The organism is Streptococcus parasanguinis, from assembly GCF_019929185.1.
GTDB lineage: Bacteria > Bacillota > Bacilli > Lactobacillales > Streptococcaceae > Streptococcus > Streptococcus parasanguinis_O.
The window spans coordinates 159,420-173,539 of record NZ_JAHZPC010000004.1 but is presented as its reverse complement, the minus strand read 5'-3'; the positions used below and the strand labels follow the sequence as shown (position 1 = coordinate 173,539).

At 43.1% G+C, this 14,120-nt stretch carries 16 protein-coding genes; all 16 read right to left on the bottom strand.

What is annotated here, in order from left to right:
- Nucleotides 1–20: 20 nt before the first annotated feature.
- Nucleotides 21–1,199: an MFS transporter gene (locus tag K1I56_RS04385; protein ID WP_223325367.1), complete on the bottom strand. Its 1,179-nt coding sequence runs from the start codon at nt 1,197–1,199 to the stop codon at nt 21–23.
- 21 nt (nt 1,200–1,220) lie between these two features.
- Nucleotides 1,221–2,096: an XRE/MutR family transcriptional regulator gene (locus K1I56_RS04380; protein ID WP_223325366.1), complete on the bottom strand. Its 876-nt coding sequence runs from the start codon at nt 2,094–2,096 to the stop codon at nt 1,221–1,223.
- On the bottom strand, nt 2,097–4,004 hold the full coding sequence (locus K1I56_RS04375; protein WP_223325365.1) for an ABC-F family ATP-binding cassette domain-containing protein: 1,908 nt from the start codon (nt 4,002–4,004) through the stop codon (nt 2,097–2,099).
- Between the two features lie 104 nt (nt 4,005–4,108).
- On the bottom strand, nt 4,109–4,831 hold the full coding sequence (locus tag K1I56_RS04370; protein ID WP_223325364.1) for a M57 family metalloprotease: 723 nt from the start codon (nt 4,829–4,831) through the stop codon (nt 4,109–4,111).
- A gap of 81 nt (nt 4,832–4,912) precedes the next feature.
- Complete coding sequence (locus tag K1I56_RS04365; protein WP_223325363.1) at nt 4,913–5,752, bottom strand: DNA/RNA non-specific endonuclease; 840 nt, start codon at nt 5,750–5,752, stop codon at nt 4,913–4,915.
- Between the two features lie 83 nt (nt 5,753–5,835).
- Complete coding sequence (locus K1I56_RS04360; protein WP_003006464.1) at nt 5,836–6,024, bottom strand: DNA-directed RNA polymerase subunit beta; 189 nt, start codon at nt 6,022–6,024, stop codon at nt 5,836–5,838.
- The gene (murA, locus tag K1I56_RS04355; protein ID WP_049474821.1) at nt 6,014–7,297 is read right to left on the bottom strand and encodes a UDP-N-acetylglucosamine 1-carboxyvinyltransferase; all 1,284 of its coding nucleotides are present in this window, start codon (nt 7,295–7,297) and stop codon (nt 6,014–6,016) included. Before murA ends, K1I56_RS04360 begins: the two co-directional genes overlap by 11 nt.
- Before the next feature lie 66 nt (nt 7,298–7,363).
- The gene (locus tag K1I56_RS04350; RefSeq protein WP_049474822.1) at nt 7,364–7,594 is read right to left on the bottom strand and encodes a DUF1146 family protein; all 231 of its coding nucleotides are present in this window, start codon (nt 7,592–7,594) and stop codon (nt 7,364–7,366) included.
- A gap of 96 nt (nt 7,595–7,690) precedes the next feature.
- Nucleotides 7,691–8,110: a F0F1 ATP synthase subunit epsilon gene (locus K1I56_RS04345; RefSeq protein WP_003002471.1), complete on the bottom strand. Its 420-nt coding sequence runs from the start codon at nt 8,108–8,110 to the stop codon at nt 7,691–7,693.
- A gap of 13 nt (nt 8,111–8,123) precedes the next feature.
- Nucleotides 8,124–9,530, bottom strand: a complete 1,407-nt coding sequence (gene atpD / locus K1I56_RS04340) for a F0F1 ATP synthase subunit beta (protein ID WP_223325362.1) — start codon at nt 9,528–9,530, stop codon at nt 8,124–8,126.
- Nucleotides 9,531–9,615: 85 nt separating this feature from the next.
- On the bottom strand, nt 9,616–10,497 hold the full coding sequence (locus K1I56_RS04335) for a F0F1 ATP synthase subunit gamma (protein ID WP_223325361.1): 882 nt from the start codon (nt 10,495–10,497) through the stop codon (nt 9,616–9,618).
- Between the two features lie 15 nt (nt 10,498–10,512).
- Entirely contained in the window at nt 10,513–12,018 is a 1,506-nt protein-coding gene (gene atpA, locus K1I56_RS04330) for a F0F1 ATP synthase subunit alpha (protein ID WP_223325360.1), read from the bottom strand.
- Between the two features lie 15 nt (nt 12,019–12,033).
- Entirely contained in the window at nt 12,034–12,570 is a 537-nt protein-coding gene (locus K1I56_RS04325; protein ID WP_024055549.1) for a F0F1 ATP synthase subunit delta, read from the bottom strand.
- Entirely contained in the window at nt 12,570–13,064 is a 495-nt protein-coding gene (atpF, locus tag K1I56_RS04320; protein WP_003006439.1) for a F0F1 ATP synthase subunit B, read from the bottom strand. Before atpF ends, K1I56_RS04325 begins: the two co-directional genes overlap by 1 nt.
- A gap of 19 nt (nt 13,065–13,083) precedes the next feature.
- Nucleotides 13,084–13,797, bottom strand: coding sequence for a F0F1 ATP synthase subunit A (gene atpB / locus K1I56_RS04315; RefSeq protein WP_004219958.1), 714 nt, complete (start codon nt 13,795–13,797; stop codon nt 13,084–13,086).
- Between the two features lie 33 nt (nt 13,798–13,830).
- Entirely contained in the window at nt 13,831–14,031 is a 201-nt protein-coding gene (locus K1I56_RS04310; protein WP_003006433.1) for a F0F1 ATP synthase subunit C, read from the bottom strand.
- Nucleotides 14,032–14,120 lie beyond the last annotated feature (89 nt).

Here is a 14,120-nt window from a genome sequence, read left to right as displayed (position 1 = left end):
ACAAATTTATCAAAGGATCCCTACTGTTCTTTTGATTGAAGCTGCTTAGCCACTAGCTGAGCCAAGAGTGAAAAGAGAATAATCCCAGCTCCAATCAAGAGAAATGATTCCATACGGACGCTTGGCAACCAAGTCATCAACCCTTTGGCGATGGGCATAAAGAGAACAGCCAAGGTATAAATTGTGCTCAATACTCTACCTAGATAATCATCTTCCACCTTGGTTTGTACTTGGGTAAAAACGTGGATGTCGAAAATGGTCACAAAAAATTCACAGACCAAATTTCCTGAAAAGGAAAGATAAGGCGGAAGGGGCAAGCCCATTATGAATACTCCGACCCCTGCCATGATCAGTAAAAACAGGAGAATTTTCATACTTGATTTCATTTTATTGGCAACAAGCGCTCCTAGAATAGATCCAATAGCTCCCAGCGTTAAAATGGTCGCATAAGCTCCTTTAACCCCGTATAGACGATTCGAGAAGGGAAGTAAAAACTCAAAAGCCGCAAAAAAGAAATTGACGCTAGAAGCCACCAACAAGAGAAAGAAAATCTCTTTCTGATACCAGATATAGTCTAAGCCATCCTTGATATCAGAAAAAATATCTTTCCCGGTAAACTGTTTCCTCTCTTGAACCTTAGCTTCTTCTTTCGGAAGGAAAGCCACTAGGACAAAAGCAATGAAAAAGGTCAGTGCATCTAACAAGAGGGTCATATGAAGACTGGCAAATTGTAGAACTAGGAAAGAAAAAACAGGTGAACAGACACTGACAACCTGTAAGACTAACTCCAATTGGGCGTTATAGGTCACAATCTCGTCTTTCTCTACTACCTCGGTAATAATGGCCTTATTGGCAGGTCGAGAAAAACCAAAGGCAATGGCCTGAATAATATTGGCAAAAATCAGGGCCGCAATCATCAAGTTATCATTTGTGATAAAAGAAATCGCCAAACAAAGAAGTCCACAAACCAGGTCGGTCGTCATCAAAATCTTGCGACGAGAAAAACGGTCTGAAATCACTCCTCCAAAAGGATTCACAAGAATCCCTGTCACTAACTCAGAAATCTGATAGATCCCTAATACCGTCTTTCCTATAGTCCCCATCGAGGCCAGCCAGACACTATTCCCATAATCATAGAGCATATTTCCAATTTTGTTAATAGCTCCACGACTAATTAATTGGACCGCATGTCGATTCATAAAATCTCCTTTATCACTGTCCTATTTAGAACATTCATTTTTTACAAATTTATCAAAATGTTCTTGATAATAGGCCACCTGCTCTGGCAGTCCCAGCACGTCAAAAATATGCATGGCTTCCTGCATTTGCTGCCGCCCTTCTTCTGTTTGCCCCTTTTGATACAGGGCAAATCCCTTGAGATAATGAAAGACATTGCGTTCGTAGAGCTTGATGCTCTTGCCGATAATCTTTTCTACATAAGCTTCAAAACAGCTAGCATTTTCAAAAGAACGGTATTCTAAACAATGCTGGTAGCAATTCAGGGCCAGAATTAAGACCAGTTTTCGATGGCGATCAATTTCTTTGTAGAAATCTTCACGCTCCATCACTTCTCTCCCAAGCCGTGTAACATAGTCCACCTCATAAAAGCTGTAGAGATTGCCAAAGAGGATCAATTCATACATGGTCCACTCTTCCGTTTGAAAGAGATAATCTGCCACCTTATCCAAATCACGCTGCTTCATCGTGAAGCTGGCATCTCTCTGGCAAATCAGGCCTTGTAGCAGGATCCAGTTCAGCTCAAAATAGAGGGGATTGGTGGAATGTTTGGCTTTTTCATGTTGTTCTCTTTGAAGCTTTTGAAAACCTGCAATATCATTTGAGTAGTAAAGCGGAATAATCTGAGCCATCAAAGCGACATGTTCATGGTGTTGAAAATTTCTGGCCTTATCCATAAAATTCTCAATCGTCACATGGATATTGTCCAAAATGTCAAAGAAGCGCGAAGCAGCCAGATCCGACTCTCCCAATTCAAAACGGGATAACTGGGAGGTCGAGCAAGCTTCTCCTGCAGCTTCTTTTAACGAATAATTCTTACTTATTCGAAATTCACGAAAAACTTTTCCAAGATCTTCCATCTATTCCACCTGCTCTGACAGTTCTGCCCACTCTTCCATGACCGCTTCCTGCTGGACAGTCAGTTGATCCAGCTCGCTCTGGAGTTGAACCAAGTCAGCTGCATCGTTGGTGCTATGCATGGTTTCGGTGATGTCTTGGATTTTTTGATCCAGCTCTTCCATCTCTGCTTCCAATTGCTCAATGCGACGGGTGATTTTCCGGAGTTCCTTCTGGTTTTGCTTTTGCATGTGATAATCATTACTTGCTACTTCTTCCATCGAAGAAACAGGCACAGCTTCTGCTTGTGCTGCAGCGAGAGCCTCTAACTCAGCTTTTTTCTCCAGATAATAGTCGTAGTCTCCTAGATAAAGAGTCGAGCCTTCTTCTGAGAGTTCCAAAACTTGTGTGGCTACCCGATTGATAAAGTAACGGTCGTGGCTGACAAAGAGCAGGGTCCCATCAAAATCAATCAAGGCATTTTCCAGCACTTCCTTGCTATCGATGTCCAAGTGGTTGGTTGGCTCATCGAGAATCAAGAAATTGTTATTCTCCATGGACAGCTTGGCTAGAAGCAAGCGGGCCCGCTCTCCACCCGACAACATGCCGACGGTTTTCTTGACATCATCCCCAGAGAAAAGAAAGGCTCCCAGGCGATTACGAATTTCCACTTCTGGCGTCAGTTTAAAGTCATTCCAGAGCTCATCCAAGACACTGTTGTGAGGCGTCAGTTTACTTTGGGTCTGATCATAGTAGCCCACCTCGACATTGGCCCCAAAACGAGCTTCTCCCTTGATAAAAGGAATCTGCCCAACGATGGTTTTGATAAGAGTAGATTTCCCGATCCCATTTGGTCCTACAATAGCGACCGCATTCATCTTGCGGATATCCAAATTGATGGGCTCTGACAGGATTTGATCGTCATAGCCGACGGCTGCTTCTTCTACTGTTAAGACGACATTTCCCGAGGTCTTATCGGAATGGAAGGTCATATGGGCAGACTTGGTCCCAGCTTCCGGCTTATCTAAGCGCTCCATTTTTTCCAACTGCTTGCGTCGAGACTGGGCTCGCTTGGTAGTCGACGCCCTCACCAAATTACGATTAACAAAGTCTTCCAGAGCTGCAATTTCTTTTTGTTGCTTCTCGTAGTTCTTGGCTTCGGTCAGCAATTTTTGCTCCTTTTGCTCCACAAAACTGGAGTAATTACCGACATAGCGATCTAAAGAATGCTTGGTCAGGTCCAAGGTAATGGTTGCGACCTTATCTAGGAAATACCGGTCGTGGCTGACAATGAGAAGGGCCCCACTATAATTAACCAGATAGTTTTCCAACCAGGCGATGGTCTCAATATCCAAGTGGTTGGTCGGCTCGTCCAGTACCAAAAGATTTGGTTTTTCTAGAAGCATCTTAGCCAGAGCTAGACGGGTATTTTGCCCTCCAGACAGCTCTTCAATCTTCATCTGCCACATGGACTCATCGAACTTAAAGCCGTTGAGAATGGCGCGGATATCCGCCTCATAGGTAAAGCCACCAGCCTGACGGAATTCTTCCGATAGACGGTCATAATCCTGCATGAGTTTTTCTAAGTCAGCCCCAGTTTTTTCCCCCATCGCAAGCTCCATCTGCCGCAAAGTTTTCTCCGTTTTACGGAGATCGTCAAAGACGTGGAGCATCTCATCGTAGATAGTATTGGACGACTCAAAGCGACTATCCTGGGCTAAATAAGAGAGAGAAAGATCCCGCTTTTTATTGATTTCTCCTGAAGTTGGTTCTTCTTCTCCCACCAAGATTTTTAAGAGGGTAGACTTGCCGGCTCCGTTCTTTCCGACCAGGGCAATCCGGTCCCTTTCATCCACCTGCAGGCTGATATTATCAAAAAGAACCTCCCCTGCAAAAGAGCGTTCAATTTTGTTGGCTTGTAAAATAATCATGTCCCTATTTTACTATCTTTTTACGGATTAAACAAGAAAAGACGAGCCATCAAAAAAATCCTGAGCCCCTTGAGGCTCAGAACTTTTAGAAAGTATTTTAAAACTTATTCTTCCTTATACAATTGTCGAACTGCTTCCACATCTGTATCCTGAATACTGTAGAAGGAACCAGCCGGTTGCATGACCGATTCTCCATCAGTGTGGTCCAGCCCTATCGCATGGCCTAGCTCATGCTCAGCTGTATTGACAATCCGATCATAACTATAGTTATAGACATAATTTAAAAGATAATGGCGATTGAGACGCACTGTGATGTGGGTGAAGCGGTTGGTTAAGAGGTTAGTCTGAGAGGCAGTCTCTCCAGCAGCAGAAACCGATGCGTTATCCATTTCCGTCAAGACCACATTAGCTTCTTTTTCATTTGTAACCAGCTTGAAGGTAAAGGCGCCTGTTTGGTTCCAAGCCTCAATAGCATCCCGATAAGCTTTTATAAAGGTTTGATTGATATTGGGATCCAAATAGACCGTGGCTTCCGCTTTTTCCCAGCGAGCGCCACTATGCTCATGATTGTCCGTCTGCGTGGTCTGTGAGCTAGGTGTCATCCCAAAGCGCGATGCAAAGCCCTGATCACCAAATAAATTGCCGACTTGATAGACAACCTTTTGGGCAGCTCGTCCAAATCCATCCATACCAGAACTAGGAGAATCTGTGAAATAGATGATCCCCACTAGGACGAGAAAACTGATGGCAATGGTCCAGAAAAATCCCCAAAAAAGACTCCAAGCCATGCGAAGGATTCCTCTGAAAAATCGAAAAATGGTTCTCATACATTCTCCTTTCTCTTAAAGAAGGTATGCCATTGTAACACTCCATTCTTAAAAAAAACTTAAATAGCCATGCTTTCTGGCTTATTGATGAACGGTTACTTTTCCTGTCTGGTAATCCAGGCTAATCCCACTTTGAACATTGGGAACAAAGACATTGAACTCAAGGGTCCCATCACTCGATTTGGCTTCGATATGAGAACCTAACGGAATCAAATCTTCTGGTTGGTTGTAGATCAAGGTTACTCGATAGCGGATCCTCTTGTTCTTATCCAGTGCTTTTCGAACCAGGGTCTCGTAGTAGTTTTGACCGGTAGAATGAGGGTCATTGGCTTGATTGGACCAAGCCGTTTGTACAGCGATATTTTTGGGATTGCTCGTCGAAGCATCGAAACCTTTGAGATTGCCGATCAAGGCGTAGCCCAATAGGTGGCCCCGATCCACAGCATGGTCATACTCACCGGACAGATTGTGGACCTGGTGCCAACCTGCTGGTTTCCAATCGGTTAGGCCACTACCTGTTGCATCTCGATCTCTGTACTGGCGAGTCGCCTTGGTCATAATAGCGTTCGCAACCGTCGGTACGGTCTTTCCATTCACTTCTTTTGTCTTGTTATCGGCATAGGGTTGACTGGCCACACTAGCATCCAGATCTGTGCGATTCCCCTTAACTACAAAGGCTCCAGCACCATTCCATTCCAAGTCATTCCCCAATTGTGAACGGGCAGATTTCGTTAGTACAGAGCTAGCTAACTCTTTACTAGGTGTTTCTTGCTGGCTACTAGTTACCACCGAAACAACCTGATCCGTCGCTTCTTTTACCGCCGGTTGATTAAAATAATAGCCCCCAATAGCTAGGGCCGTTGCCACCACAAAACCTGCTAGGGTTTGTTTGGTTCGTTTGCTTACTGTTTGTTTTGCCATATCTCTCTCCAAAAAAGAGCAGCGCTAGATGGGTCATTGACTCGATTCGCTGCTCTCCTTTTTACTCAATTTTAGTTAAAAGCTTATTTGCCTGTTAGCTTTCCAATGATCTCTGACCAAGTATCCGGAGAGAGAATGGACCATGGATTTTTTCCATCTCCAATCACTCCATAGCCAATGACCAAACCAACTGCAAAAATGATGATTCCAATCACAGCCAACAGGAGGACAATTCCTAGCTGTTTTCCAACATAGCGAAGATTAGTTTTCATCGTCTTCTTCCTCTACACGTTTCACGTCTGCACCTAGTGCCACCAATTTCTCATGGAATTGATAATAACCACGATCTAAGTGACTTAATTTGCTGACTTTCGTTTCTCCTTCTGCTACCAAGCCCATCAAGACCAAGGTTGCACTTGCTCGTAAATCGGTCGACATAACCTCTGCACCTTGGAAGCTTTCCCCTCCAACGATACGAGCTGTATCCCGCATAATATCCGAGTGAACGCCCATCCGACGCATTTCTTCCAAATGCTGGAAGCGATTCTCAAAAACCGTTTCAATCATGGTAGACTCACCTTTAGCCATGGCCATCAAGGCTGTGAATTGAGCCTGCATATCGGTTGGGAATCCTGGATACGGAAGGGTTTTAACGGTCACTGGACGGAGCTTACTGATATCCGACTGAATCCGAATTCCATTTTCTTCTTCGGTTACCGTCACACCCATCTCCTGCATCTTAGATAGAAGCGGACGGTTGTGTTCCCAAATGGCATCTTCGATTAAGACGTCTCCACCAGTCATGGCTGCCCCAATCATAAAGGTTCCAGCCTCGATGCGGTCTTGCACAACATTGTGGTTTGCACCGTGCAAGCTCTCCACACCAACAATGGTCAAGGTCTCAGTTCCTGCACCCTTGACGTTAGCCCCCATTTTATTCAGCAAGAGAGCTAGGTCAACAATTTCAGGTTCTCGAGCTGCATTTTCAATCACAGTAACTCCATCTGCCAAGGTTGCCGCCATCATAATATTTTGTGTCGCCCCTACTGATGGGAAGTCCATATAGATGTGTGCTCCCTTGAGACGATCTGCTTTTGCTTCAATATAGCCGGCTGTTTGGGTAATTTCAGCTCCCATAGCTTCCAGACCTTTCAAGTGGAGGTCAATCGGACGACTACCGATCGTACAGCCTCCAGGCATGGAAACTTTGGCATGGCCATTGCGTGCCAAGACAGGACCTAGGACAACGATAGAAGCCCGCATCTTGCTCACATACTTATAAGGTGCTTCCTCTGATAATTTTGCTTGCGCATCTACGACAACCGTATTGTCTTCTTCATTGAAGGTTACTTGTGCATTCAACCCACGAACAACATTGTTCATTGTAAAGACATCTGATAAAACAGGTACATTTTTCAAGGTTGTCACGCCCTCGCTTGCTAGAACTGTTGCAGCAAGAAGAGGAAGGACAGCATTTTTTGCTCCTTCGATTTTGACGGTTCCAACCAGTCGATTATGACCACCATTAACGATTATTTTTTCCATACGGGATTGTTCTCCAATTTCTTAAAGTCACGCTTTCTATCATACCATATTTTTTATAAAATGTGGCTAGAATTGGCCAATAAAAATCTGCCGACTCATCTCATAGATACTTATAAAAAATGAGCTCGCTAGATAGCCTATTCCGACACTGATCATCAAGATCAAAAAACGGATTTTAACTGCATTTTCAGCACTTACTTTTAAAAACTTTTCCCATTGAACCAGGTTCATCAATAGGTAATAGGCAAAAAAGATAAACAATAGATGGCTTGAAAGATTAAAAATCATTTGAATCATACAGCTATTATACCATATTTGGTCCTTACTTTCTTCTTTTGATTCTCTCCCAACAAAAATAAGGTGAGGACATACCTCCACCTTATTTTGAATATGTTATAAACGATTTCCGACATTAATCCGGTTAATGGCGCGTTGAAGAGCAATTTTAGCACGACGTTCCATATCAACCGAATGCTGATCTTTGGCTTCTTCAATCGCTTTTTCAGCTCGCAGTTTGGCACGTTCTGCACGACTAATGTCGATATCTCGAGCACGTTCGGCAGAATCGGCAACAATGGTAATGACATTATCAGCTACTTCGATAATCCCCCCATTGACTGCAATCCAATCAATATGTTTGTCATCGTCGACACGACGAACCTTTACTTGGTCTACAGCCAAAACCGCAATGGTATTGATATGATGAGGTAAAATCCCTAATTCACCATCAATTGTCTTGACAGATACAAATGCGGCATGATGATCATAAACCAGTCCATCCGGTGTAACGATTTGGACGTTCATTTGACTCATCTTTCACCTCTTCTTAGAATCCCATTTTTTCAGCTTTGGCAATCACATCTTCGATCGATCCAACACCACGGAAGGCATCTTCAGGAAGATGGTCATATTTCCCGTCCAAAATTTCTTTAAAGCCACGAACAGTTTCTCCAACTGGTACATAAGATCCAGGTTGACCTGTAAATTGTTCTGCAACGTTGAAGTTTTGTGACAAGAAGAATTGGATCCGGCGAGCACGAGCAACCAAGGTCTTTTCTTCGTCAGACAATTCATCCATCCCCAAGATAGCAATGATATCTTGCAATTCATGGTAACGTTGAAGGACGCGTTTGACTTCAGAAGCGACTGCATAGTGTTCTTCTCCTACGATTTCTGGAGAAAGGGCACGTGAGCTTGATGCCAATGGGTCCACCGCAGGGTAGATCCCCAATTGTACCAACTTACGTTCCAAGTTGGTGGTTGAATCCAAGTGGGCAAAGGCGGTTGCTGGCGCTGGGTCTGTATAGTCATCGGCTGGCACATAGATGGCTTGGATGGATGTAACAGAACCTTTCTTCGTTGACGTAATCCGTTCTTGCAATTGCCCCATTTCAGTTGCCAAAGTAGGTTGGTAACCAACGGCTGATGGCATCCGTCCCAAAAGGGCTGATACTTCAGATCCGGCTTGGGTGAAACGGAAGATATTGTCGATAAACAAGAGAACGTCCTGACCTTCGACATCACGGAAGTATTCCGCAATGGTCAAACCAGTCAAAGCAACACGCATCCGTGCTCCAGGTGGCTCATTCATTTGTCCAAAGACCATGGCTGTTTTTTCAATAACGCCAGATTCTTTCATTTCCCAGTAAAGGTCATTCCCTTCACGTGTCCGTTCCCCAACACCGGTAAATACAGAAATACCACCGTGTTCTTGGGCAATATTATGGATTAATTCTTGAATCAAGACAGTCTTCCCAACTCCGGCACCACCGAAGAGTCCGACCTTCCCACCTTTCAAATAAGGGGCTAAGAGGTCAATGACCTTGATCCCTGTTTCAAGAATTTCTTCTGAAGTAGAGAGCTCGTCAAAGGATGGAGCTTTTTTGTGGATGGAGTCACGAGGAGCATCCTCAGCAAAAGGTTGATCCAAGTCAATGGTATCTCCAAGAACATTGAAGACACGTCCCAAGGTTTCTTTTCCGACTGGAACAGAGATTGGACGACCTGTGTCCAAGACTTCCATTCCACGTGTTAAACCATCGGTTGATTCCATGGCGATGGTCCGTACGACCCCATCACCAAGTTCCAAAGCTACTTCAAGAACGACTTTTGATTTTTGTTGGTCATTTTTATAGACTACAAGCGCATTATTGATCTCAGGAAGTTTATCTCCAACGGAAAAGGTAACGTCTACGACGGGACCTACGACCTGAGAAATTTTGCCTAAACTCATGTCATTCTCCTATTCTAAGTAATTTCTACTGCTCAAAAGTTCTCTTTCAAGCATCTGTTTTTGTATTTAAAATTGTATCCGACAACTATTCAAGGGCGCTAGCACCCGCAACGATTTCGGTAATTTCTTGTGTAATCGCTGCTTGACGAGCACGGTTGTATTGAATCGTTAATTCATCAATGACTTTCTTGGCATTGTCTGTTGCAGTTTGCATGGCCATCATCCCAGCAGCATTTTCAGCTGTTTTAGCATCAATAATGGCACCATAGATCATGCTTTCAGCAAATTGAGGAAGCAATTGATCTAAAATGGCATCTCGACTAGATTCCAATTCTAGATTCAATGCGTAGTCCTCATCCGCTTCATTGGGGTCCAAATCAATAATTGGAAGCATTTGTTCCACCCGCATTTGACTAGTCAAACTGTTGACGTGGTGGTTGTAACAGACGTATAACTCATCAAACAAGCCTTCCTGATACATTTGGACTGTTTTCGAAATGATCTTGCGAACTTCCTTAAAGCTAGGCTGATCAGGCAAACCACGCAATTCATAAACCGGCTGAATCCCACGGGCACGGAAGAAATCCGCACCGACGCTTCCAATACAGATCACTTCAAAGTCATCTCCAGTTGGATGGTATTCTGCCTTCATTTCCATCATGGTTTTAAGGATGGAGGCATTATAACCCCCGACCAAACCACGATCAGATGTAATCACGATATAAGCTGTCTTTTTTACCGGGCGACTCACCAACATCGGATGGGACTTGGCATTTTCTGTTTCATGTCCATGGAGCAAGTCTGTTAATAACTTACGTACCTTGGCAGCATAAACCTGAAAATCCTTGGCTACTTGCTCGGATTTCCCGAGTTTAGCAGCAGAGACCATCTGCATGGCATTGGTAATTTGACTGGTATTTTTAGTGGATGCAATTTTATTTTTTATATCATTTAATGAAACTGCCATCTTCCACTCCTATTTCTATTTGAAATTTGACTGGTTGACAAATTCTGTAAGGGCTGCATCCAGTTCTTCTTCTGCTGGAAGATCATGTGTCGAACGAATCGTCTCAAAGATTTGATGATAATGTGCTTCAAAGTAATCAAACAACTCTTCTTGGAAACGAAGAATGTCGTCTACTGGAATACTATCTAAGAAACCATGAGTCAAGGCATACAAGATCACGACTTGTTTTTCAACCGTCAATGGTTCATGAACGGGTTGTTTCAAGACTTCAACTGTTCGGCGACCACGGTTCAATTTCGCTTGAGTCGCAGCATCCAAGTCACTACCAAATTTCGTGAAGGCTTCCAATTCACGGTAGGAAGCAAGGTCGATACGAAGGGTACCTGCAACTTTCTTCATAGCCTTGATTTGGGCAGCTCCCCCTACACGAGATACAGAAGAACCCGCATCAATGGCTGGACGAATACCAGCATTGAACAAACTATCTTGCAAAAAGATTTGTCCGTCTGTGATCGAAATCACGTTGGTTGCAATATAAGCAGAAATATCTCCTGCTTGGGTTTCAATGATTGGAAGAGCTGTAATAGAACCCCCACCCAATTCATCTGAAACTTTCGCAGAACGTTCCAACAAACGGCTATGGAGATAGAAGACATCCCCTGGGAAGGCTTCACGTCCTGGTGGACGACGGAGAAGAAGGGACAATTCACGGTAAGCTACGGCTTGTTTTGACAAATCATCATAGACGATCAAAACATGTTTACCGTTATACATGAACTCTTCTGCCATGGCAACCCCGGCATAAGGTGCCAAGTAGAGCAATGGAGACGGTTGAGAAGCCGAAGCGGTTACCACAATCGTATAATCCATAGCTCCGTATTTACGGAGAGTTTCTACTTGCGTACGAACTGTTGATTCTTTTTGACCAATCGCCACATAGATACAGATCATGTCTTGACCCTTTTGGTTCAAGATGGTATCGATGGCAATCGAAGTTTTCTCTGTTTGACGGTCCCCGATAATCAATTCCCGTTGACCTCGTCCGATTGGAACAAGGGCATCAATAGCTTTCAAACCAGTTTGTAGGGGTTCTGAGACAGATTTCCGTTGCATAACGCCAGGAGCTGGTGTTTCAACTGGACGGAATTTATCTGTCACAATCTCACCTAAACCATCTACTGGTTGGCCAAGTGGGTTGACAACCCGACCAATCAAGGCATCCCCTGCAGGGACTTCCATGATTTTACCTGTACGACGGACAGAGTCTCCTTCACGAATATCCGTGAAATCACCCAAGATGATGATCCCGACATCCGTTGTTTCTAAGTTTTGGGCCATCCCGTATGAGCCATTTTCAAAGATCAACAACTCACCACTCATGGCATTTTCAAGCCCATGAGCACGGGCAATTCCGTCACCAATGTAGGTTACAACACCTGTCTCAGTGACGTCAAAGTTTGGCTTGAAATTTTCAATTTGTTGCTTAATTAAAGCGCTGATTTCTTGTGCGTTAATCGCCAAAATTCACACCACTTTCTATTTCAATTTAGATTTTATAACTTGCAATTGGTGTTTGAGACTGGTATCCAACGTTTTATGATTGGCTGTCACGACAAAGCCACCAATTAAATCTGGATCGATCTTTTGTTGGATTGAGCGAACTTGAATCCCAAATTTTCTTTCGATAATGGGGATTAGCTTTTGCTCTTGAACAGGATCCAAACCAGCAACTGTCGTAACAGTGACGACAAATGCGTTGCTCAACAGTTGAATCTGATCCAAACAAATCGTTACAATGTCATAAAATAAGGCTTCACGATGATTGAGAATAACCACTTCAATCAAATGGTCGAGTAATTGTGAATCAGAGGGTTGAAAAAGTCTGAGACTTTTTGCTTTCTCTTCATCCTCTACACCGATATGAGCTAAGAAGTTAGCAAGTCCAGTCTCCTCAAAAATGCCCTTGATTTGGGTCAATTTTTCAAAGACAAGATCTTGTTCTCCTTTTTCAAAGACCAATTGAACAAAAGGCTGGGTATATTTCTCAATCACCATCAGTTGCTTTTTGTCCATTAGGCTTCTCCTAATTCATCAAGATAGCGATCAATCAGTTGGCGTTGACCTTCAGCATCCAGCTGTTGACTCAACAATTTGCCGGCAAGATTGACAGTGAGATCTGCCACATCGCCTTTGATACTGTTCAATGCTTCTTCTTTGTTATGCGCAATTTCTTGTTGCGCTTTTTCTTTCAAACGTACTGCTTCTTGAGTGGCTTCTGAAAGGATCTGAGATTTGTTCTTTTCTGCAGTTTCCTTTGCATTTTCGACGATAGACGCAGCTTCTTTGCGGCTACCTGCCAACTCTTCTTCACGTTTACTTGCTAGTTCCTCAGCTTTTTGACGAGCTGATTCTGCTCCATCAATATCATCTGTAATCTTTTTGGCACGCGCTTCTAAAATTCCATTGATATTGTTCCATGCAAATTTCTTTATTAAAAAGATTAATAATAGGAAGGAACCAGCAATGAGAATAAAGTTACCAATAATTTCACTCATTGATACATGCATTCTTCTACTCCTCCTCTACTTACTCTTCGCCATTAATTTTCTTACCAATATAGATTGATGACAACATGGTAAACACATAGGCTTGGATACATGAAATAAAAATTGAAAATGCAGTCCATGCCATGCTACCAATAAAGGCAAATGGATACCAATAGAAAGCTTGGTGTGATAAGTTCACGAGCAAGCTTGCTAATACCTCACCCGCAAAGATATTTCCGAAGATCCGAAGTGCCAAGGAGGCAAAGTTCGTTAATTCTTCCAAAATATTCATGGGGGTCATAAATCCAGGTGTCACAAAAGCCTTTAAATATTCCTTCACACCACGTCGGCGAATTCCTTCTACATGGGCGATTAAGGTGATCAAAAATGAAAAGGCAAAGTCATAACCCAGGTTAGCGGTTGGTGATGTCCACAAATTGTAACCATTGGTCGTTTCGATTTTAGCCATCAATCCAATGTTATTGGCCACTAAAAGAAATAGGAAAAGAACAAACAAGAACAAGGAATAGTCCTTTATATAATGTTCCCCAATATTTCCTTTGGTGAAGCCTACGACAAAGTCATATGCGTATTCCAGCACATTTTGTTTGCCCTTTGGTCGGATCGTCATTTTACGGCTGGCCCAATAAATAAAGCCAAAAACCACCAAAACAGCAATCAAGGTCATAGCAAGTAGGGTCAAATTAAAAGTTACAGGTCCAAGAGTTATCGTTGGAGTGATACTTTCTTCCAAGTTTTGACACCTCCTTTTCTAAAATAGAAGTGCTTATTTGATAATGAAGGCCATAACCAAGGTTACGAAGAAAGTACCTTCGACAAAGGCAACACCAAGAATCAAGAGGCTACGCAATTGACCAATAATTTCTGGTTGACGAGACGCAGATTTCAATAGGCTGCTCATCATCAAACCTTCTGCCAGTGATACACCAAAGCAGGCTAAACAAAGACCTAAAAATGTTAAATTCATGATGAATTCTCCTTTTATAAATTTTACCTCCTTAGTTTACTCCTAAAAGATATAATAGTCAAATATTTCCTAGAAAAGAAAGCGTTTTT

Coding starts and splice junctions, on each gene's coding strand:
- K1I56_RS04385 (WP_223325367.1), bottom strand. CDS start 1,199: ATGAATCGACATGCGGTCCAATTAATTAGTCGTGGAGCTATTAACAAA.
- K1I56_RS04380 (WP_223325366.1), bottom strand. CDS start 2,096: ATGGAAGATCTTGGAAAAGTTTTTCGTGAATTTCGAATAAGTAAGAAT.
- K1I56_RS04375 (WP_223325365.1), bottom strand. CDS start 4,004: ATGATTATTTTACAAGCCAACAAAATTGAACGCTCTTTTGCAGGGGAG.
- K1I56_RS04370 (WP_223325364.1), bottom strand. CDS start 4,831: ATGAGAACCATTTTTCGATTTTTCAGAGGAATCCTTCGCATGGCTTGG.
- K1I56_RS04365 (WP_223325363.1), bottom strand. CDS start 5,752: ATGGCAAAACAAACAGTAAGCAAACGAACCAAACAAACCCTAGCAGGT.
- K1I56_RS04360 (WP_003006464.1), bottom strand. CDS start 6,024: ATGAAAACTAATCTTCGCTATGTTGGAAAACAGCTAGGAATTGTCCTC.
- murA (WP_049474821.1), bottom strand. CDS start 7,297: ATGGAAAAAATAATCGTTAATGGTGGTCATAATCGACTGGTTGGAACC.
- K1I56_RS04350 (WP_049474822.1), bottom strand. CDS start 7,594: ATGATTCAAATGATTTTTAATCTTTCAAGCCATCTATTGTTTATCTTT.
- K1I56_RS04345 (WP_003002471.1), bottom strand. CDS start 8,110: ATGAGTCAAATGAACGTCCAAATCGTTACACCGGATGGACTGGTTTAT.
- atpD (WP_223325362.1), bottom strand. CDS start 9,530: ATGAGTTTAGGCAAAATTTCTCAGGTCGTAGGTCCCGTCGTAGACGTT.
- K1I56_RS04335 (WP_223325361.1), bottom strand. CDS start 10,497: ATGGCAGTTTCATTAAATGATATAAAAAATAAAATTGCATCCACTAAA.
- K1I56_RS04325 (WP_024055549.1), bottom strand. CDS start 12,570: ATGGACAAAAAGCAACTGATGGTGATTGAGAAATATACCCAGCCTTTT.
- atpF (WP_003006439.1), bottom strand. CDS start 13,064: ATGCATGTATCAATGAGTGAAATTATTGGTAACTTTATTCTCATTGCT.
- K1I56_RS04310 (WP_003006433.1), bottom strand. CDS start 14,031: ATGAATTTAACATTTTTAGGTCTTTGTTTAGCCTGCTTTGGTGTATCA.